Consider the following 18,640-nt stretch of genomic DNA (forward strand, 5'->3'; position numbering starts at 1 on the left):
CTCAACGGCGTGGGGCGTCTCCGACCCAGACGCGAGCCACGTCATATCCGGCGCTGAGCAGCACCGCATCGGCGACCATGCCCGGCTGCAGCGCGCCCAGTGACGCGCCGCAGCCGACCGCCCGCGCGGGCGTGGCGGTGAGCGCCTGCACGGCGTCCCCCAGGGGCACCCCCGCGGCCACGGCTCGTCGCAGCGCGACGTCCTGCGTGAGCGTGGAGCCCGCGATGGATCCGGTGCCGTCGGTGCGCGCCATACCATCCTTCACCGTGACCTTCACCGCGCCGAGGTCGTAGTGGCCGTCGGCGCTGCCGGCGGCGGCCATCGCGTCGGTGATCAGAGCGACACGGCCCGGGGCGACGTCGAAGAGCAGCTTGATGATGCGCGGCGAGAGGTGGAAGCCATCGGCGATGCCCTCGAGCACGACGCGGTGATCGGCCGCGGCGGTCAGCACCGGTCCGGGCGCGCGATGGTGGATGCCGTTCATCGCATTGAACGCGTGAGTGAGGATGGTCGCCCCGGCGTCGAACGCCTGCTGCGCGATGTCGGCGTCGGCGTCGGTGTGACCGACGGCCGCCGCCGCTCCTGCGGCGACGACCAGGCGCACGGCCTCGAGCCCGCCGGGCAGCTCGGGGGCGAGCGTCACCTGCCTGACTGTGCCGCGCCCCGCCTCGAGCAGTCGGGTCACATCCGACGACTGCGGATGCCGAAGCAGCGACGGCTCATGAGCGCCTTGGTGCCCGGGGTCGAGGAAGGGCCCTTCCAGATGGCTGCCGAGGATGTCGGCGTCGGTCTCGGTGAGGTCAGCGATCGAGGCGACCTGCTCGGCGAGCTCGTCGACCGTCGCGGTGACCAGTGAGATCACGGCGCGGGTCGTGCCGTGGCTGCGATGCATGGCCCGTCCGCGGCGGATCGCCTCGATGCCGTCGTCGTAAGCGACGCCCGCCCCGCCATGTCCGTGGATGTCGATGAAGCCGGGGGTGAGCAGGGCATCCGGTCCGGCGACGGCGGTCGCGTCGATCACCTCGTCGGCGGCGGTCCAGTCGCCGCCCGTGCCGCGTGCGGCGACCCGGCCCCCCTCGAAGCGCACCCACCCGTTCTCGGTGATGCTGCCGTCGCCGTCGACGACCCGAGCCGAATGGATGACGCGGGTGCCGCGGAAGTCGGTGGTGATCGCCTGCTCCAGGGTCATCGGCTGCTCCAGAATCTGTCGGGTGCGCGGGCACCCGCGTCGCGGGGCCCGGAAGAGACCATGGATCGAATGTATCCCGGGGGCGAATGTGACGTGCTGGACGCCGACGCGCTGGGGACGGATGAGATCGATCCGCTAAGCTTCTTGCGTCGCGACTGGCGTCTGGGTGGGTCACCACCGGGGAGCGGCCTCATAGGAATCGACCGCGCGCCTGGGCCGATGAGGAACACCCCTATTTCCCGTGTGAACAGGAGACCGTCATGACCGATCGCTACTTCAACGCCCCGCTCGCCGAGGTCGACCCCGAGATCGCCGAGGTGCTCGATCGCGAGCTGAAGCGTCAGCAGACCTTCCTCGAGATGATCGCGTCCGAGAACTTCGTGCCGGTGTCGGTGCTGCAGTCGCAGGGCTCGGTGCTCACCAACAAGTACGCCGAGGGTTACCCGGGCCGTCGCTACTACGGCGGCTGCGAAGAGGTCGACGTCGCTGAAGAGCTGGCGATCGCCCGCGCCAAGGAGCTGTTCGGCGCGGAGTTCGCCAACGTCCAGCCGCACTCCGGCGCCACCGCCAACGCCGCCGTGCTGCATGCCATCGCCCGCCCCGGCGACACGCTGCTCGGTCTCTCGCTCGACCAGGGCGGCCACCTGACGCACGGCATGAAGATCAACTTCTCGGGCCGCCTGTACGACATCGTCGCCTACGGCGTGAACCCCGAGACCTCGACCATCGACATGGACGAGGTGCGCCGTCTCGCCCTCGAGCACAAGCCGAAGGTGATCATCGCGGGCTGGTCGGCCTACCCGCGCACCCTCGACTTCGCCGCCTTCCGGGCGATCGCCGACGAGGTCGGAGCGCTGCTCTGGGTCGACATGGCGCACTTCGCCGGTCTGGTCGCCGCGGGCCTGCACCCGAACCCCGTGCCCCACGCGCACGTCGTGTCGTCGACGGTGCACAAGACGATCGGCGGACCCCGCTCGGGCTTCATCCTCACCAACGACGCCGACATCGCGAAGAAGATCAACTCGGCCGTCTTCCCCGGTCAGCAGGGCGGTCCGCTCATGCACGTGATCGCAGCCAAGGCGACGGCGTTCAAGATCGCCGGCACGCCGGAGTTCAAGGAGCGCCAGGAGCGCGTGCTGCGCGGCGCGGCGATCATCGCCGAGCGCCTGTCGCAGCAGGACGTGAAGGATGCCGGCATCGCCGTGCGCTCGGGCGGCACCGACGTGCACCTCGTGCTCGTCGATCTGCGTGACGCCGAGATCGACGGCAAGCAGGCCGAGGATCTGCTGCACGAGATCCACATCACCGTGAACCGCAACGCGGTGCCCGACGACCCGCGCCCGCCGATGGTCACCTCGGGCCTGCGGATCGGCACCCCCGCGCTCGCAACCCGGGGCTTCGGCGACGCCGAGTTCACCGAGGTGGCCGACGTGATCGCGCTCGCGCTGCAGCCCGGTGCCGACGTCGAGGCGCTGCGCGCCCGTATCGACGCGCTCGCCGGCGCCTTCCCGCTGTACCCGAACCTGCAGCAGTAAGCATCCGGAACCCACCCGCGAGACTTCCTTTCCGGCACGAGACAGGACGCACGGCGCCCTGTCTCGTGCCGGAGCAGAAGTCTCGCGGGGATGAACGCGGAGAGAAGGGGCAGACATGACCGCGAAGATCCTCGACGGGAAGGCAGCCGCCGCCGCCATCAAGAGTGAGCTGGCAGAGCGCGTCGCAGCGCTGCGCGAGCGGGGCGTCGTGCCCGGCATCGCGACGGTGCTGGTCGGCGCCGACCCGGCGTCGCAGCTGTACGTCGGCATGAAGCACCGGCAGTCCGAGGCGATCGGCATGAACTCGATCCAGCGCGAGCTGCCCGCCGATGCCACGCAAGCCGAGGTCGAGGCCCTGATCGACGAGCTCAACGCCGACGACGCCTGCCACGGCTACATCGTTCAGCTGCCCCTTCCGAAGCACCTCGACACCGACGCGATCCTCGAGCGGATCGACCCGGCGAAGGATGCCGACGGATTGCACCCGACGAACCTCGGGCGCTTGGTGCTGAACGTCAACGGAACGATCCACACTCCGCTGCCGTGCACCCCGCGGGGCGTGATCGAGCTGCTGCAGCGCAACGGCTACGACCTGGGCGGCAAGCACGTCGTGGTCGTCGGTCGCGGTGTGACCATCGGGCGTCCGATGGGTCTGCTGCTCACGCGTCGCGACGTCAACGCCACGGTGACCCAGGTGCACACCGGCACCCCGGACATGTCGCCGTACCTGCGTCAGGCCGACGTGATCGTCGCCGGCGCCGGGGTCAAGCACCTCATCACCGCGGAGGACGTCAAGCCCGGAGCCGCCGTGCTCGACGTGGGCGTCACGCGCGAAGACGACCCCGAGACCGGCAGATCGAAGGTCTACGGTGACGTGCACCCCGATGTCGCCGAGGTCGCCGGCTTCATCTCGCCGAACCCCGGCGGCGTCGGCCCGATGACGGTCGCGCTGCTGATGACGAACGTCGTCGAGGCCGCGGAGCGCGCCGCGGGCTGATCCGTCGACGCCGACTCGAAGCATCCGCGCCGCCCCCTGATGACGTGATCAGGAGCGGGCGCGAGCCGGGGTCATGCCGTCGCGGCGAGACGACCGCGGATGCCGCTGATCCGCGCGTACTCGTCGAAGTCGAAGGTCGCAGATCCGGTGGCGTCGGTCACCTCGGCCGCCGAGAACGCGTCGTCCGACCACTCCAGCCGCCATCCGGCGAGGCGCGCGAGATCCCAGACGGATGCGCGCGGGTCGTTCAGCTCGAGCCCGCTCATCACGCGGGGCAGGGCGGCGACCGCGGCGGCCACGGTGAGCGACGGCAGCGGCGCATCGAGCAGCAGCACGGCCCGGGATCCGCCGCCGAAGGGCGCCGAGTAGTAGGGCGAGCGACCGGTGATCTCGACCGCGGCTGCGCCGATGACGTGTGCGACGTCGGCGATCCACGAGTCGACGTCATCGCCGATGTCGTCGGGGAAGGGCACCTCGCCCCGCGTCAGCTCTGTGATGCCGTGCTGCTCGCCGTACGCGCGCAGCGCGTCTGTGATGCCGCTTCGGTCGCCCTGCGGCAGCGCCCACGACCACATCATCGAACGCGGGCCCGGCGCGATCGAGATGAGCAGATGCGGAACCGCCTCGAAAGTGCGGGCATCGTCGTCGTGCGAGATGAAGGTGAACGTGCCGGCGGCGAGGTCGGCGTCCCAGCGGTGCTCGCCCAGCGAGTCGGTCGCCGACGCGAGCTGATCCTGGCGGAGGGTGGTGAAGAGGGCGGCGCGGTCGGCCAGCGCCCGAAGCGTCTCGAAGCTCATGACGCCAGTCTGGCGGCGGATGCTATGACTCGCCGAAGCGTCGCCTGCGAGGTGGCTATGGTCGGAGAAGAGCATTTCGAGACGAAGGAGTTTCCGCCATGCCCACGACGCAGGCAAGACCCGAGAAGCGCAGCATGATGCGCCCTGTGAACCGGTTCCTCGAGAGGTGGGTGCCATCGGCGCTGACCTTCGCGATCGTGCTCACTCTGATCGTCGCGGTGCTCGCCATGACGTTGACGCAGGCCAGCCCGGTCGACGTGGTGAAGGGCTGGGGTGACGGCCTGGCGGGACTGCTGTCGTTCATGACCCAGATGTGCCTGATCCTTCTGCTGGGATACATGCTCGCCAACACTCGCCCCGTGCAGAAGCTGCTGCGCGCGCTCGCCCGCGTGCCCAACAGCGCCGCGATGGCGTACGTCTTCGTCTTCGTCGTCGCGGCGGTGGCCAGCCTGATCACCTGGGGTCTCGGGCTGATCGTCGGCACGCTGCTCGCGCGCGAGATCGCCGTGCAGGCACGCGAGCGCGGTATGAAGGTGCACTTCCCGCTGCTGGTCGCGGCCGGCTACTCGGGCTTCGTCGTCTGGCACATGGGGTACTCCGGTTCGGGACCGCTGACCGCCGCGACCCCTGGTTCCTTCCTCGAGTCGAGTCTCGGCGGAGAGGTGATCCCGGTCACGCAGACGACCTTCGCGGGCTGGAACATGCTGGCCGCTCTCGGTGTGATCATCGTGTGCGCGCTGCTCTTCCTCCTGATCCGTCCGCGTAAGGATGAACCCGTATACGAGCTGCCGGCGCACGTCGGATCGGAGGCTGAGGATGAGATGGATGACGAGGTGGTGACCCCTGCTGACCGCATCGACGCCTCCCGCGTTCTGACTCTCGTGCTCGGCCTCGCCCTCGTCGCCTACCTGATCGTGCACTTCTCGCAGGGCGGCACCCTCACTCTCGACATCGTGAACTGGTCGTTCCTCGCGCTGATCCTGCTGCTGGTGCGCAATCCGTTCGAGCTGATCCATCTCACGAAGCGGGCCGCCTCGAACGTGGGCGAGATCCTCGTGCAGTTCCCGCTGTACGCCGGGATCCTCGGCATCATGGCGAGCTCTGGCCTGATCCAGCTGTTCTCGGATGCCTTCGTCTCGATCGCCACGCCGACCACGTTCGGCGTGCTCGCGCTCCTCTCGGCGGGCATCGTGAACTTCTTCGTGCCCTCGGGCGGCGGGCAGTTCGCCGTACAGGGGCCCATCATGCTCGACGCCGCCAACCAGCTGGGCGTCGACCCCTCGATCGCGATCATGGCCGTTGCCTACGGCGACCAGTGGACGAACATGATCCAGCCGTTCTGGGCGCTGCCGGTGCTCGCGATCGCGGGGCTGAAGATGCGCGACATCCTCGGCTACACGTTCGTGACGCTGCTCGGCTCGGGCGTGGTGATGGCGGCGGCGCTGCTGCTCGTCAGCCTCTGACAGCTTGAGAGGAGCAATCCGAGTTCAGTACTGGTCGGTCTCGCCGTTGCCGGATGCCGGGATGAAGCGCGCCGCGAGGGCCTCGGCGCCGCGGGCGAGGATCGTCACGTCGGCGCTCGCGGAGAGGAAGTGCGCTCCCGCGGCGACGTACGCGTCGGCGCCGGCGGGGTCGAACGCGTTCACGCCCACCTTCTTGCCGGCAGCGCTCACCGCCTCGAAGACGCGCTGCACGGCGGCGAGCACGTCGGGGTGCGCCTGCTGACCGGGGAGGCCCATCGAGGCCGCGAGGTCGGCGGGGCCGACGAGCACGCCGTCGACGCCGTCGACCGCGGCGATCTCGGCCGCCGCGTCCACGGCATCCGCCGATTCGATCTGCACGAACAGCGAGATCGTCTCCGACGCGTTCGGCACGTAGCCCGCCACCCGTCCCCATCGACCGCTGCGCGCGAGACCGGAGCCGACCCCGCGCACGCCCTGCGGCGGATAGCGCACGGCGGCGACCGCCGCCTGCGCCTCTGCGGCCGAGCCGACCATCGGCACGAGCAGGTTCTGCGCGCCGGTGTCGAGCACCTGCTTGATGATCACCGCATCGTTCACCGGCACGCGCACGATGGTGGGCACCCGATACGCGGCGATCACCTGCAGCTGCTGCTGAACCGAGACGACGGTGTTCGGGCCGTGCTCCATGTCGATGAGCAGCCAGTCGATGCCCGAGCCGGCGCAGATCTCGGCGTTCAGGGCCGTGCCGGTGCTCAGCCACATGCCGATCAGGGGTCGATCTGCGGCCGCCAGCGCGTCTCGGAAGGTGGGCTCTAGACGAAGCGGCATGCGATCGTTCCCATCTCGCGGTAGTCGCACAGCACCTCGTCGCCGCGCTCGACCCACATGGGCCGTGTGAACGATCCTGCCAGGATGATCTCGCCCGCCTCGAGTCGCGCGCCGTGCTGGTGGAACTTGTTCGCCAGCCATGCGACGCCGGTGGCCGGATGCCCGAGCACTCCGGCAGCCACGCCGGTCTCCTCGATCTGACCGTTCTTCGACAGCACGCCGGGTACCCAGCGCAGGTCGATCTCGTCCGGTCGCATGTGCACGTCGCCGAGCACCATCGCGCCGTAGGCGGCGTTGTCGCTGATCGTGTCGACGATGGTGCGCCCCTCCAGCTCGATGTGCGAGTTGAGCACCTCGAGTGCCGGCACGGCGTAGTCGATCGCCGCGAGGGCATCGTCGAGGGTGCAGTCGGGACCCTCGAGCGGCGTCTTCAGCACGAAGGCCAGCTCGACCTCGATGCGCACGTTCGAGAAGTCGTCGAACCGGATCTCCGCTCCCGAGGGATACACGGTGTCGTCGAACATCACGCCGTAATCGGGCTCGGTGATCCCCGTCGCCTGCTGCATGGCGCGCGAGGTCAGTCCGATCTTGCGGCCGACCAGGCGGCGCCCGGCAGCGACCTGCGAGTCACGCCAGACGCCCTGGATGGCGTACGAGTCCTCGACCGTGGCATCCGGATACCGGGCGGTGATGCGCGGCATCACGCCATGCGTCCGCTCGGCCTCGGCGAGCTCGGCGGCCAGCGCCGCAATGGTCTCGGCGGGAAGGGTCACAGCTGGTGTCCGAGCTTGTACTCGCCCTGCTTCCACTCGGGCATCGACTTCTCGCCCTCGTCGGGGCGGGTGTACGAGAAGCCGTCCGCTCCGATGGTGACGGCCATCTCGCTGGAGTCGGTGCGCGCCCGCACGGGCTGCGGGTTGCCGTCGAGGTCGAGCACGAGCGACGCGTCGGTGTACCAGCTGGGCACGACGGGGTTGCCCCACCAGTCGCGGCGCTGGTTGTCGTGCACGTCCCAGGTGACGACCGGGTTGTCGGGATCGCCGGTGTAGTAGTCCTGCGTGTAGACCTCGACGCGGTGGCCGTCGGGGTCGCGCAGGTACAGGTAGAACGCGTTGCTGACGCCGTGCCGGCCCGGGCCGCGCTCGATGGCGTCCGAGCGGCGCAGCGCGCCGAGCTTGTCGCAGATGGCGAGGATGTTGTGCTTCTCGTGCGTCGCGAAGCACACGTGGTGCATGCGCGGTCCGTCGCCGCCGGTCATCGCGGTGTCGTGCACGGTGGGCTTGCGGCGCATCCACGCCGCATACACGGTGCCCTCGGCGTCCTGGATGTCCTCGGTGACGCGGAAGCCCAGGTCCTGCATGTAGCGCACCGCGCGCGGCACGTCGGGGGTGACCTGGTTGAAGTGGTCCAGCCGCACCAGCTCGCCGGGGATGTGCAGGTCGTAGCGCCACGACATCCGCTCGACGTGCTCGCTCTGGTGGAAGAACTCGTACGGGAATCCGAGCGGGTCGACGACGCGCACCGAGTCGCCGATGCCCTTCACGAAACCGCCGGCCTCGCGTCGCACGTCGCAGCCGAGCTCGGTATAGAACTCCACCGCGCGGTCGAGGTCGTCGGGGGTGCGCACCCGGTACGAGAACGCGGCGACGGCCGCGACCTCGCCCTTGCGCAGCACGAGGTTGTGGTGGATGAACTCCTCGGTCGAGCGCAGGTAGATGGTGTGCTCGTCCTCCTCGGTGACGTACAGCCCGAGGATGTCGACGTAGAACTCCCGCGACGCGGCGAGGTCGGTGACGACGAGCTCCATGTACGCGCAGCGCAGGATGTCGGGTGGGCTCGCGACGGGCGTCGCGATGGGGTCGTCGGTGCGGATCGGCGCCTCCTGGCTCACGTAGAAGCCGGAGGAGGTGAGGGTCTTGCCTTCGTGATCGGTCATGTCAGCGTCCTTGCTTGTCTTGAGGTGGTCCCCGGTCGAGTGCCTGAGCCTGTCGACGGGTCAGCGCGGGTCGGGGTCGTCGAGGTCCTGCTTGCCGAAGGCGGGGTTGTGCGGCGCGCCGAGGGTGATGTGCACGCTCTGCTGATCGGTGTAGAAGTCGATCGAGCGGTACCCGCCCTCGTGTCCGAGCCCGGATGCCTTGACGCCACCGAACGGGGTGCGGAGGTCTCGCACGTTGTTCGAGTTCAGCCACACCATGCCGGCCTCCACGGCGCCCGCGAAATTGTGGGCGCGCTTGAGGTCGTTGGTCCAGATGTACGCGGCGAGGCCGTAGCGCGTGTTGTTCGCGAGGGCCAGCGCCTCGTCCTCGGTGTCGAACGGTGTGATGGCGACGACGGGGCCGAAGATCTCCTCCTGGAAGATGCGGGCATCGGGCGCGACGTCGGCGAAGGCGGTCGGGGCGACGTAGTTGCCCGTGGGGAAGCCGTCGGGGCGGCCGCCGCCGGCGATCAGACGTCCCTCGGTCTTGCCGATCTCGACATAGCTCATGACCTTGTCGTAGTGCTCCGGGTGCACCAGAGCGCCGACCTCGGTGGCGGGGTCGTGGGGGTGGCCGACCTTGACTCGCTTTGCGATCGCGGCGAAGCGCTCGACGAACTCGTCGTAGATGCCACGCTGCACGAGGATGCGGCTGCCGGCCGTGCAGCGCTCGCCGTTGAGCGAGAAGACGCCGAACACACAGGCATCCACCGCGGTGTCGAGATCGGCGTCGTCGAAGACGACGGCCGGGCTCTTGCCGCCCAGCTCCATCGACAGCCCCTTCAGGAAGGGGGCTGCGTTGCCGAAGATGATCTGGCCGGTGCGGCTCTCGCCGGTGAACGAGATCAGCGGCACGTCGGGATGCTTGACCAGGGCATCTCCAGCGTCTTCACCCAGGCCGTTGACGAGGTTGAAGACGCCCGGCGGCAGTCCCGCCTCTTCGAAGATGCCCGCCCAGAGGGACGCGGAGAGTGGGGTGAACTCGGCGGGCTTGAGCACGACGGTGTTGCCGGTGGCCAGCGCGGGGCCGAGCTTCCACGACTCGAGCATGAACGGGGTGTTCCACGGCGTGATCAGGCCCGCGACGCCGATCGGCTTGCGGTTGACGTAGTTCATCTGCTTGCCGGGCACCTTGAACGCGTCGTCGGCCTGCGCGACGATCAGGTCGGCGAAGAACCGGAAGTTCTCGGCGGCGCGACGCGCCTGGCCCAGCGCCTGGGTGATGGGCAGACCCGAGTCGAAGGACTCGAGTTCGGCGAGGCGCGCGTCGCGCGACTCGACGATGTCGGCGATGCGGTGCAGCACGCGCGAGCGCTCGCGCGGCAGCATGCGCGGCCAGGGGCCCTCGGTGAAGGCGCGCCGGGCGGCCGCGACGGCACGGTCGATGTCGGCCTTCTTGCCGGCGGCGGCGTGCACGTAGGTCTCGTTGGTGACGGGGTTGAGCACCGCGAAGGTGTCGCCGTCGATCGAGTCCGTGAACTCGCCGTCGATGTAGTGCTGGATCTTCGAGGGGAGGTCGGCGGGGGTGTAGACGTCGGTCATCATCGTCCTTCTTCGCTGATGTGGGAGTGCCGGGCAGCCAGGAATGCGTCCCGGGTGCGCCAGCGGTGGTTTCGTGCGGACAGCTCGATCTCGAGCGGCTCGGCGCCGTCGCGGATCAGCTGGAGGATCTGCTCGTGCTCTTCGACGGAGTGCCGGGCCCTGCCCGGCACGTAGGCGAAGGTGGAGTCCCGGATGCCCGAGAGCCGACCCCACCCGCGGTGCACGAGGTCGAGGATGTGCGGGTTCGGGCAGGGCTCGAACAGCACCGAGTGGAATCGCTGGTTCAGCTGCGTGAAGCGGTGGGCGTCGAAGTGATCGAGCAGCTCGCGCATCTGCTCGTTGATCTGCTCGGCTCGGACGAGCGCCTCCTCGTCGAGCAGGGGAGCGGACAACGCGGTCGCCGAGCCCTCGACCAGGCCGAGGGTCTGCATGGTGTGCGCGTACTCGTCCTCGTCGATCAGCGACACGTGCGCGCCCACATTGCGCTCGAAGGTGACGAAGCCCTCGGCCTCTAGGCGGCGGATCGCCTCGCGCACCGGCACGACGCTCATCTGCAGCTCGCGGGCGATGGCACCGAGCACGAGGCGGTAGCCGGGGCCGTAGGCATGCGAGGCGATTCGCGAGCGAAGCCAGGTGTAGGCCTGCTCGGACTTGCTGCCCTCGCGCACGAGCGTGGTCATCGGCTTGCCTCGTACTTCGCGCGCCAGTCGGCGTTCATCGGGAACAGCCCGTCGACCGGGTTGCCCGCGGCGACCTGCTCGGCGATCCAGGCATCCTCGTCCTCCTGCGCGAGAGCCGCATCGGCGACCTCTTCCGCGAGGTGCGCGGGGATGACGATCACGCCGTCGCCGTCGCCGACGATGACGTCGCCGGGCTGCACGGTCGCCCCGCCGCAGCCGATCGTGACGTCGAACTCCCAGGGCACGTGCTTGCGGCCGAGCACCGACGGGTGCGCGCCCTTCGAGAACACCGGCAGCCCGATCTCGGCGACCGCGTCGAAGTCGCGCACGCCGCCATCGGTGACCACGCCGGCGGCACCGCGGGTGCGGGCACGCAGCGCGAGGATGTCGCCGAGGGTGCCGGTGGTCTCGTCGCCGCGGGCCTCGATCACGATGATCTCGCCCTCGCCGACCGCGTCGAAGGCGCGCTTCTGGGCGTTGTACCCACCGCCATGGCTCTTGAAGAGGTCTTCGCGGGCCGGCACGAAGCGCAGGGTCTTGGCGGTGCCGACGATCTTGGCGCCTGGCAGGTTGGCGGAGAGGCCGTCGATGAAGCAGGAGTGCAGGCCGCGCTTGCGCAGCTGACTCGACAGCCCCGCGGTGGGCGCGGCTTCGAGCTTCGCCCGCAGCTCGGCGGACAGCCCAGAGGGCGTCTGCTCGATGGTGGGCAGACCGGCGAGCTCTCGCGAGCCCCAGGCCTCTGCCCGCTGCAGGTCGTCGACGGCCGGCATCGAGCCGAGCGCCGGGTCGAACTCGACGTCGCCCTGAGTGACCGTGGTGCGCAGGCGGCCCGATGAGGGGGCGCCGGGGGCATCCGGGGCATCCACCTCGATCTCGACCACGTCACCGGGCACGATCACGCTGGAACCCGCGGGCGTACCGGTGAGGATGATGTCGCCCGGCTCGAGCGTGAAGTGCTGCGAGAGGTCGGCGACGAGCTGGGGGAGCGGGAAGAGCAGGCCGGCGGTGGTGTCGTCCTGCGCGAGCTCGCCGTTCACCCAGGTGCGTACGCGAAGAGCTGCGGGGTCGACGGCCGCGGCGTCGATGAGCTCGGGGCCGACCGGCGTGTAACCGTCGCCACCCTTGGAGCGAACGTTGGACCCCTTGTCGTTGGCACGCAGGTCGTACAGGCCCAGGTCGTTCGACGCGGTGACGGATGCCACGTGCGACCACGCCTCGTCGACCGAGACGCGGCGGGCCGCGGTGCCGATGATGAGCGCGATCTCGCCCTCGAAGGCGAGCAGCTCCGTGCCGGCGGGGCGCTCGACGACGCCGTCGGTGCCGGCGAGCGAGCTGGCGGGCTTGAAGAAGTAGGAGGGGGCGGCGGGACGGCGGCCGCGCTGGTCGGAGCGCGAGACGTAGTTGAGGTGGATCGCGATGATCTTGCCGGGGCGTGCGAGCTCGGCCATGGGGCGCCTCCTTGCATCGTGCACGGGATGACTCGGTGGTCTTGTGCGTCGTATTCGAAATCGTATATGATCCTCAGGCGGGTGGCAAGCATCCGATCACCACCCCGACAGAGTCGTCAAAGGAGCATCATGAGCGAGCAGTCACGCCGTTCTCGGGCATCTCGTCCACCCGAGGGATTCACCCCCACCGGCACGATCGCCAATGCGGCCGATCGTCGCCGCGTCGTCTTCGCCACGGTGGTCGGCACCACCGTCGAGTGGTACGACTTCTTCATCTATGCGACCGCGGTCGGGCTCGTCTTCGGGCAGCTCTTCTTCGCCCCGCTGGGTGCCAACAGCATCCTGATCGGCTTCGCGACCGTGGGGATCAGCTTCCTGTTCCGTCCGCTCGGGGCCTTCCTGGCCGGGCACTTCGGCGACAAGGTCGGCCGCAAGGTGGTGCTGATGTGGACGCTCATCCTGATGGGTGCGGCGACGGCGCTGATCGGCATGCTGCCGACCTACGAGGCGATCGGCGTGGCCGCGCCGCTGCTGCTGGTGCTGCTGCGCATCCTGCAGGGCCTGTCGGCGGGAGGTGAGTGGGGCGGTGCGGTGCTGATGGCTGTCGAGCACGCACCCAAGACCAAGCGCGGCATCTTCGGCGCCTCGCCGCAGATCGGCGTGCCGCTCGGCCTGCTGCTGGCCTCGGGCGTGATGGCGATCATGACCGCGATCGCCCCCGGTGAGCAGTTCCTCGCATGGGGCTGGCGAGTTCCGTTCCTGCTCAGCATCGTGCTGATCCTGATCGGCTACTACGTGCGACGCAACGTCGAGGAGAGCCCCGTGTTCGCCGAGCTCGCGGAGCGCAAGGAAGAGGCGCGGATGCCGATCGTGCAGCTGTTCCGCAAGCACCTGCTGCTCGTGATCGTCGCCGCGCTCGTCTTCGCCGGCAACAACGCGGTCGGATACATGACCACCGGCGGCTACATCCAGAACTACGCCACGAACCCCGACGGCCCGCTCGCCCTCGAGCGCGGACCGGTGCTGTGGGCCGTCACCGGCTCGGCGGTCACTTGGCTGCTCTCGACGCTCCTGGCCGGATTCGTCAGCGACAAGCTGGGCCGTCGCACCACCTACGTCATCGGGTGGGTGCTGCAGCTGGGTGGCGTGTTCGCGCTGTTCCCACTGGTCAACACCGGCGACATCGGCCTGATGTTCACGGGCCTCGCGATCCTCACCCTCGGGCTCGGCTTCACCTACGGCCCGCAGGCGGCGCTGTACACCGAGCTGTTCCCGGCCAGCATCCGCTTCTCGGGGGTGTCGATCTCGTACGCGATCGGCGCGATCGCCGGCGGTGCGTTCGCCCCGACCATCGCGACCGCGCTGGTGCAGGCGACCGGCACGACCATGTCGGTCACGTGGTACCTCGCGGGCATGACCGTGATCGGACTCATCGCGACGCTGCTGCTGCGCGACCGCAGCGGCATCCCGCTCGGGCCCGACCACGAGGCCGAGCAGGCGGTGAGCCCGATCCACGGGCTCGCCCGCGCCTGAGCCTCCGCGTCTGAAGCTCTTACAGGTCGGAGGGATGGTTCGTACCGGATCATCCCTCCGACCTGCGTCAGTCTTGGCGGCCTGTGCGATCAGCCGTCGAGGGCGGCCCGGATGACGTCTGCGGAGCGCGTCAGCCGTGCGGCGATCTCGGTATCTGCGAAGCGGGATGCCACGTGCACCACGGCGAGGGCGGCGGGGCGTGCGCCACGCAGCGGCAGCGGCACGGCGATCGACTTGAGGTTCGGGATCACCTCGTCGTGGCTGAGCGCGTAGCCGCGCTCGCGCACGGCCTCGACCTCGGCGCGCAGCGCCGCATCGACCGCTGGCCACTCGGCATCGCGCAGCTGAGCGAGGATCGCCTTGCCCGGTGCTCCCACCGTGACCGGATGCCTGGTGCCGGGCCGCTGGGCGACATTGGCCACCGCGTGGCGCGGCTCGACGCTGGTCAGGGTGATGACCTCGTCGCCGTCGAGAACGGCGAGGAAGGCGGTGTGGCCGAGCTCGTTCGCCACCGCGGTCAGCTCGGGCAGTGCCTCGGCATGCAGATCGTGCGCGACCCCGGCGGCGAGGGCGGCCATGCGCGGGCCCAGGGCCATGCGTCCGGACGCATCGCGGATGACGAGGCGGTGATCCTCGAGCGTGCGCAGCAGGCGGTAGGCGATCGAGCGGTGCACGTCGAGTCGGGTGGCGACCTCGTCTATCGACAGCGGGCCGTCGGCGAGGACTTCGAGGATGCGGATGCCGCGGCTGAGCGTCTGCGAAGCGGGCGCTGGGGTCATCGTCGGCTCCAGTTCTGTTGTGGCGTCGTGCGCCTTCGTATACGATCTGTTCAATAGTAGAACGTTGTGTTCCAATATAGAACACGCCGGAAGGAATCGACGACGATGCAGTTCCACCACCATGGCTATGTGTCCCACGACCCGCGGGTCCTTCCCGCGGAGGGCCTGGGCATCGACCGGCCAGACGCGCTGCCCGATGAGGTGGACGTGCTCATCGTCGGCTCGGGACCTGCGGGCATGCTGCTCGCCGCCCAGATGTCGCAGTATCCGAACGTGAACACGCGCATCATCGAGAAGCGCGACGGTCGTCTCGTGCTCGGCCAGGCCGACGGCATCCAGCCGCGCAGCGTCGAGACCTTCCAGGCGTTCGGCTTCGCCGAGCGCATCGTCGCAGAGGCCTACAACATCGGCTGGATGAACTTCTGGGGCCCCGACCCCGAGAACCCGCAGAACATCATCCGCACGGCGCGCACCGCCGACTACGCCTATGACATCTGCGAGTTCCCGCACCTCATCGTCAACCAGGCCCGGGTGCTCGACTACTTCGCCGAGGCGGCCGCCGACGGCCCCGGTCGCATCGTGCCCGACTATGGCGTCGCCTTCCTCGGCCTCACCGTGCACGACGAGGGGGAGCATCCGGTCGAGGTGCAGATCGACGACAAGGGCGTCGAGCGCACCATCCGCGCCAAGTACGTCGTCGGCTGCGACGGCGCGCGCAGCGGCGTGCGCAAGGCGATCGGGCGCACGCACGTCGGCAACGCCTCCGCGCACGCATGGGGCGTGATGGACGTGCTGGTGAACACCGACTTCCCCGACTGGCGCACCAAGTGCGCGATCAACGCCGAGGCGGGCAACATCCTGCACATCCCGCGCGAGGGCGGCTACCTCAGCCGCATGTACATCGACCTCGGCGCGGTCGCCGCCGACGACGACCACCGCGTGCGTCAGACGCCGATCGAGGAGATCATCCGTAAGGCGAACGAGATCCTGCATCCGTACTCCATCGACGTCAAGGACATCGCCTGGCACAGCGTGTACGAGGTCGGCCACCGAGTCACCGACGGCTTCGACGATGTCGTCGACGGCTCGGGTCGCACTCCGCGCGTCTTCCTCACCGGAGACGCCTGCCACACGCACAGCGCCAAGGCAGGCCAGGGCATGAACGTCTCGATGCAAGACGGCTTCAACCTCGGGTGGAAGCTCGGCTCGGTGCTCACCGGGCGCAGCCCCGAGACACTGCTGGCCACCTACGGTGCCGAGCGCAAGCCGGTCGCGCAGCAGCTGATCGACTTCGACCGCGAGTGGTCGAGCCTGATGGCGCGCAAGCCCGAAGAGATCTCCGACCCGCAGGAGCTGGCGACCTTCTATCTCGGCACCGCCGAGTTCCCCTCCGGGTTCATGACCCAGTACACCTCGTCGATGATCACCGGCACCGACGCGCACCAGTCGCTCGCGGCCGGCTTCCCGCTGGGCAAGCGGTTCAAGTCGGCAGAGGTCACGCGCATCTGCGACGGCAACGTCATCCACCTCGGCCACCACGCCCGGGCAGACGGCCGCTGGCGGGTCTACGCCTTCGGCGACGCCTCGGGCGAGCGACTGAACGCCTGGGCGGCGCAGACTGCGCCGGTCTTCGCGCGGTTCACCCCGGCGGATGCCGATGTCGACGCCGTCTTCGATGTGAAGGCGGTCTATCAGGGGTCTTACGAGGATGTCGAGGTCACGACGGTGCCGGCGCTGTTCGCCCCGAAGACCGGACCGCTTGGCCTCACCGACTGGGAGAAGGTCTACGCCGCCGCGCCCAGCAAGTGGAACGAGACGGACATCTTCGAGGCGCGGGAGCTTTCGCGGGACGGGGTCGTGATCGTCGTGCGCCCCGACCAGTACGTCGCCGCGATCCTCCCCCTCGACGCGGTCGACGAGCTCGCCGCGTTCTTCGAGGGAGCGCTGCTGCCGGCATCCTGAACCTGGCCTGCGCGCGGGGCATGACGAGTGTCACGCCGAGATCGTGACACTGCCCTCCGGATGCCGTCGTGCCGAGCGGCCACGCTGGAAGCATGCCCACAGTCACTGAGAGACCACCTGCCGCCCAGCCGAACGCTGCCGCCCGACCGAACGCCGTCGCCCGACCGAATGCCGTCGTGGGCGACACCGCGCCGCCGATCGCCGTCGAGTTTCGCGGCGTCCGCCGCTGCTTCGGCTCCGGTGACCAGCGCGTCCGCGCCGTGGACGGCCTCGACCTCACCATTCGCCGCGGCGAGGTGGTCGCGCTGCTCGGGCCGAACGGGGCCGGCAAGACCACCACGCTCGACATGCTGCTCGGCCTCAGCGAACCCGGCGAGGGCAGCGTGCGCGTGCGCGGGATGGTCCCCGCCGCGGCTGCGCGCCGGGGAGCGATCGCCGCGGTTCTGCAGACGGGCGGACTGCTCGGCGATCTCACGGTCGGCGAGACCGTGCGCCTCATCGCGTCGCTGCACGGTGCAGCGGCGATGGCACGCGTTCCGTCTGTGCTGACGAAGGCAGACCTGACCGCGCTCGTCGGCCGCCGGGTCGCCAAGTGCTCGGGCGGCGAGCAGCAGCGCGTGAAGTTCGCCCTCGCCCTGGTCGCCGATCCCGGCATCCTCGTGCTCGACGAGCCCACCGCGGGCATGGACGTGACGGCGCGGCGTCGGTTCTGGGATGTGATGCGAGCGGATGCCGACGCCGGGCGCACGATCATCTTCGCCACGCACTACCTCGAGGAGGCGGAGCAGTTCGCCCATCGCACGGTGGTGATGCACCGTGGCCGAATCGTCGCAGATGCCCCGACGGCGCAGCTTCGCGCCGGGCTCGGCGCGAGGGGTATCGCCGCATCTCTGCCCGATGATGATGATGATGCCGCCGGCATCCTGCGCCGGCTCCGCGAGTGGGACGGCGCCACCGATGTGCGCGTTGACGCCGGCCGGCTGAGGCTGCGAGCGAGCGACTCGGATGCCCTCGCCGCAGCGCTCCTCGCGGCCGGCTGCCGCGACCTCGAGATCACGACGCCCACGCTCGAGACCGCCTTCACCGCTCTCACGGAGGACTGATATGACCATCGCCACGACCGCGCCGACGCGGCTCTCACTCACGATGCTGCGCATCGAGGCCATCCGCCAGCTGCGCAACCCGTACACGCTCGCGTTCACACTCGCCATGCCCGTCGTGATGTACCTGCTCTTCGGCGCGACCGCCGGCTACGCCGAGCTGTCGGCCGGAAACGGCAACGCGTCGTTCTACGTGATGATCTCGATGGCGGCGTACGGAACCGCGGTCGCGATGAGTTCGCTGACCTCGCTGGCGGCCGCTGAGGCGCAGCAGGGCTGGGGGCGCCAGCTCGCGATGACCCCGCTGAGCACGGCCGGCTACGCCCTGACGAAGCTGCTCAACGCGCTGGGGTTCGCCGCGCTCGCTCTGACTGCTGTGTTCGTCGCCGGCATCCTCACAGATGCGGCGGCCGACGAGACGTGGCGCTGGTTCGCCGTCGCGGGGATCGTCCTCGGAATCGGACTGATGTTCGGACTGTACGGGCTGGGGGTAGGGCTCTTCTTCAACACCGACTCGTCCGCAGCGCTGGCGTCGATCTCGATGACCTTCTTCGCCTTCTTCGGCAACGTGTTCATGCCGCTCGACGGCGTCATGCTCGACGTGGCCCGACTCACCCCGCTGTACGGCTTCGTGGCGCTCAGCCGCTGGCCGCTCACCGACGGCACCCTCACCACCGGGCAGACCGACCCGCTGTGGGCGGTGATGCTGAACATCCTCGTCTGGCTGGCCGTGTTCGCGGCTCTGGTCTTCGCGGGTGTGCGGCGCTCCCGCCGGCGGCGATGAGCAGGGTGCGGATGATCGGTAGGTTGGA

Annotated in this window: 16 protein-coding genes and 1 riboswitch; of the genes, 7 read left to right on the forward strand and 9 right to left on the reverse strand. The window is 69.4% G+C overall.

The features are described from left to right. Position 1: 1 nt before the first annotated feature. Positions 2-1,189: an N-acetylglucosamine-6-phosphate deacetylase gene (locus V2S05_RS00005; protein ID WP_413633186.1), complete on the reverse strand. Its 1,188-nt coding sequence runs from the start codon at positions 1,187-1,189 to the stop codon at positions 2-4. Between the two features lie 141 nt (positions 1,190-1,330). Beyond that, a riboswitch (ZMP/ZTP riboswitch) is annotated at positions 1,331-1,413 on the forward strand. Between the two features lie 36 nt (positions 1,414-1,449). Here V2S05_RS00005 and glyA point away from each other — a divergent pair. Both glyA and V2S05_RS00015 read left to right on the forward strand, forming a co-directional pair. After that, a complete protein-coding gene (gene glyA, locus V2S05_RS00010) occupies positions 1,450-2,724 on the forward strand; it encodes a serine hydroxymethyltransferase (protein WP_413633188.1) in 1,275 nt (424 codons plus the stop codon). 115 nt (positions 2,725-2,839) lie between these two features. Then, positions 2,840-3,721, forward strand: a complete 882-nt coding sequence (locus V2S05_RS00015) for a bifunctional methylenetetrahydrofolate dehydrogenase/methenyltetrahydrofolate cyclohydrolase (protein ID WP_413633190.1) — start codon at positions 2,840-2,842, stop codon at positions 3,719-3,721. Between the two features lie 71 nt (positions 3,722-3,792). On the opposite strand, the gene V2S05_RS00020 is transcribed toward V2S05_RS00015, so the two are convergent. Next, the gene (locus V2S05_RS00020; protein WP_413633192.1) at positions 3,793-4,518 is read right to left on the reverse strand and encodes a DUF6882 domain-containing protein; all 726 of its coding nucleotides are present in this window, start codon (positions 4,516-4,518) and stop codon (positions 3,793-3,795) included. A gap of 98 nt (positions 4,519-4,616) precedes the next feature. Between V2S05_RS00020 and V2S05_RS00025 the strand changes: the two genes are divergently transcribed. Then, positions 4,617-5,981 (forward strand): short-chain fatty acid transporter, encoded by a 1,365-nt coding sequence (locus V2S05_RS00025; RefSeq protein WP_413633193.1) that lies wholly within the window; start codon positions 4,617-4,619, stop codon positions 5,979-5,981. Between the two features lie 24 nt (positions 5,982-6,005). On the opposite strand, the gene V2S05_RS00030 is transcribed toward V2S05_RS00025, so the two are convergent. Genes V2S05_RS00030 through V2S05_RS00055 form a run of 6 tightly spaced genes read right to left on the reverse strand, consistent with a single transcriptional unit; the run spans position 6,006 to position 12,454 of the window. Continuing rightward, positions 6,006-6,809 (reverse strand): HpcH/HpaI aldolase family protein, encoded by an 804-nt coding sequence (locus V2S05_RS00030; protein ID WP_413633195.1) that lies wholly within the window; start codon positions 6,807-6,809, stop codon positions 6,006-6,008. Continuing rightward, on the reverse strand, positions 6,794-7,582 hold the full coding sequence (locus V2S05_RS00035) for a fumarylacetoacetate hydrolase family protein (protein WP_413633196.1): 789 nt from the start codon (positions 7,580-7,582) through the stop codon (positions 6,794-6,796). Before V2S05_RS00035 ends, V2S05_RS00030 begins: the two co-directional genes overlap by 16 nt. Further along, positions 7,579-8,745 (reverse strand): 3,4-dihydroxyphenylacetate 2,3-dioxygenase, encoded by a 1,167-nt coding sequence (hpaD, locus tag V2S05_RS00040; RefSeq protein ID WP_271638332.1) that lies wholly within the window; start codon positions 8,743-8,745, stop codon positions 7,579-7,581. The genes V2S05_RS00035 and hpaD overlap by 4 nt, the downstream gene beginning before the upstream one ends. Positions 8,746-8,805: 60 nt before the next feature. Beyond that, positions 8,806-10,326 carry a 5-carboxymethyl-2-hydroxymuconate semialdehyde dehydrogenase gene (gene hpaE / locus V2S05_RS00045; RefSeq protein WP_413633199.1) on the reverse strand — a complete coding sequence of 507 codons (1,521 nt, stop codon included), beginning with the start codon at positions 10,324-10,326 and terminating at the stop codon, positions 8,806-8,808. Next, positions 10,326-11,006, reverse strand: a complete 681-nt coding sequence (locus V2S05_RS00050; protein ID WP_413633201.1) for a GntR family transcriptional regulator — start codon at positions 11,004-11,006, stop codon at positions 10,326-10,328. Before V2S05_RS00050 ends, hpaE begins: the two co-directional genes overlap by 1 nt. Further along, a complete protein-coding gene (locus V2S05_RS00055; RefSeq protein ID WP_271638329.1) occupies positions 11,003-12,454 on the reverse strand; it encodes a fumarylacetoacetate hydrolase family protein in 1,452 nt (483 codons plus the stop codon). Before V2S05_RS00055 ends, V2S05_RS00050 begins: the two co-directional genes overlap by 4 nt. Before the next feature lie 129 nt (positions 12,455-12,583). Between V2S05_RS00055 and V2S05_RS00060 the strand changes: the two genes are divergently transcribed. Beyond that, entirely contained in the window at positions 12,584-13,987 is a 1,404-nt protein-coding gene (locus V2S05_RS00060) for an MFS transporter (protein ID WP_271638328.1), read from the forward strand. An 89-nt stretch (positions 13,988-14,076) separates the two neighbouring features. Here V2S05_RS00060 and V2S05_RS00065 read toward each other — a convergent pair whose 3' ends face one another. Beyond that, a complete protein-coding gene (locus V2S05_RS00065; RefSeq protein ID WP_413633203.1) occupies positions 14,077-14,766 on the reverse strand; it encodes an IclR family transcriptional regulator in 690 nt (229 codons plus the stop codon). A gap of 105 nt (positions 14,767-14,871) precedes the next feature. Between V2S05_RS00065 and V2S05_RS00070 the strand changes: the two genes are divergently transcribed. From V2S05_RS00070 to V2S05_RS00080, 3 genes are all read left to right on the forward strand, one after another. Further along, positions 14,872-16,728: an FAD-dependent monooxygenase gene (locus V2S05_RS00070; protein ID WP_413633205.1), complete on the forward strand. Its 1,857-nt coding sequence runs from the start codon at positions 14,872-14,874 to the stop codon at positions 16,726-16,728. A gap of 92 nt (positions 16,729-16,820) precedes the next feature. Further along, positions 16,821-17,831 carry an ABC transporter ATP-binding protein gene (locus V2S05_RS00075; protein WP_413633207.1) on the forward strand — a complete coding sequence of 337 codons (1,011 nt, stop codon included), beginning with the start codon at positions 16,821-16,823 and terminating at the stop codon, positions 17,829-17,831. A gap of 1 nt (position 17,832) precedes the next feature. Beyond that, positions 17,833-18,612: an ABC transporter permease gene (locus V2S05_RS00080; RefSeq protein ID WP_413633209.1), complete on the forward strand. Its 780-nt coding sequence runs from the start codon at positions 17,833-17,835 to the stop codon at positions 18,610-18,612. The last annotated feature ends 28 nt before the right edge of the window (positions 18,613-18,640 follow it).

The sequence above is a fragment of the Microbacterium sp. OR16 genome, assembly GCF_047306725.1.
GTDB lineage: Bacteria > Actinomycetota > Actinomycetes > Actinomycetales > Microbacteriaceae > Microbacterium.

Bases quoted from the DNA above. Each gene is read 5' to 3' on its own strand.
- glyA (WP_413633188.1), top strand. From the start codon at position 1,450: ATGACCGATCGCTACTTCAACGCCCCGCTCGCCGAGGTCGACCCCGAG.
- V2S05_RS00070 (WP_413633205.1), top strand. From the start codon at position 14,872: ATGCAGTTCCACCACCATGGCTATGTGTCCCACGACCCGCGGGTCCTT.
- V2S05_RS00055 (WP_271638329.1), bottom strand. From the start codon at position 12,454: ATGGCCGAGCTCGCACGCCCCGGCAAGATCATCGCGATCCACCTCAAC.
- V2S05_RS00015 (WP_413633190.1), top strand. From the start codon at position 2,840: ATGACCGCGAAGATCCTCGACGGGAAGGCAGCCGCCGCCGCCATCAAG.
- hpaD (WP_271638332.1), bottom strand. From the start codon at position 8,745: ATGACCGATCACGAAGGCAAGACCCTCACCTCCTCCGGCTTCTACGTG.
- V2S05_RS00050 (WP_413633201.1), bottom strand. From the start codon at position 11,006: ATGACCACGCTCGTGCGCGAGGGCAGCAAGTCCGAGCAGGCCTACACC.
- V2S05_RS00065 (WP_413633203.1), bottom strand. From the start codon at position 14,766: ATGACCCCAGCGCCCGCTTCGCAGACGCTCAGCCGCGGCATCCGCATC.
- hpaE (WP_413633199.1), bottom strand. From the start codon at position 10,326: ATGACCGACGTCTACACCCCCGCCGACCTCCCCTCGAAGATCCAGCAC.
- V2S05_RS00025 (WP_413633193.1), top strand. From the start codon at position 4,617: ATGCCCACGACGCAGGCAAGACCCGAGAAGCGCAGCATGATGCGCCCT.
- V2S05_RS00080 (WP_413633209.1), top strand. From the start codon at position 17,833: ATGACCATCGCCACGACCGCGCCGACGCGGCTCTCACTCACGATGCTG.
- V2S05_RS00060 (WP_271638328.1), top strand. From the start codon at position 12,584: ATGAGCGAGCAGTCACGCCGTTCTCGGGCATCTCGTCCACCCGAGGGA.
- V2S05_RS00030 (WP_413633195.1), bottom strand. From the start codon at position 6,809: ATGCCGCTTCGTCTAGAGCCCACCTTCCGAGACGCGCTGGCGGCCGCA.
- V2S05_RS00075 (WP_413633207.1), top strand. From the start codon at position 16,821: ATGCCCACAGTCACTGAGAGACCACCTGCCGCCCAGCCGAACGCTGCC.
- V2S05_RS00005 (WP_413633186.1), bottom strand. From the start codon at position 1,189: ATGACCCTGGAGCAGGCGATCACCACCGACTTCCGCGGCACCCGCGTC.
- V2S05_RS00020 (WP_413633192.1), bottom strand. From the start codon at position 4,518: ATGAGCTTCGAGACGCTTCGGGCGCTGGCCGACCGCGCCGCCCTCTTC.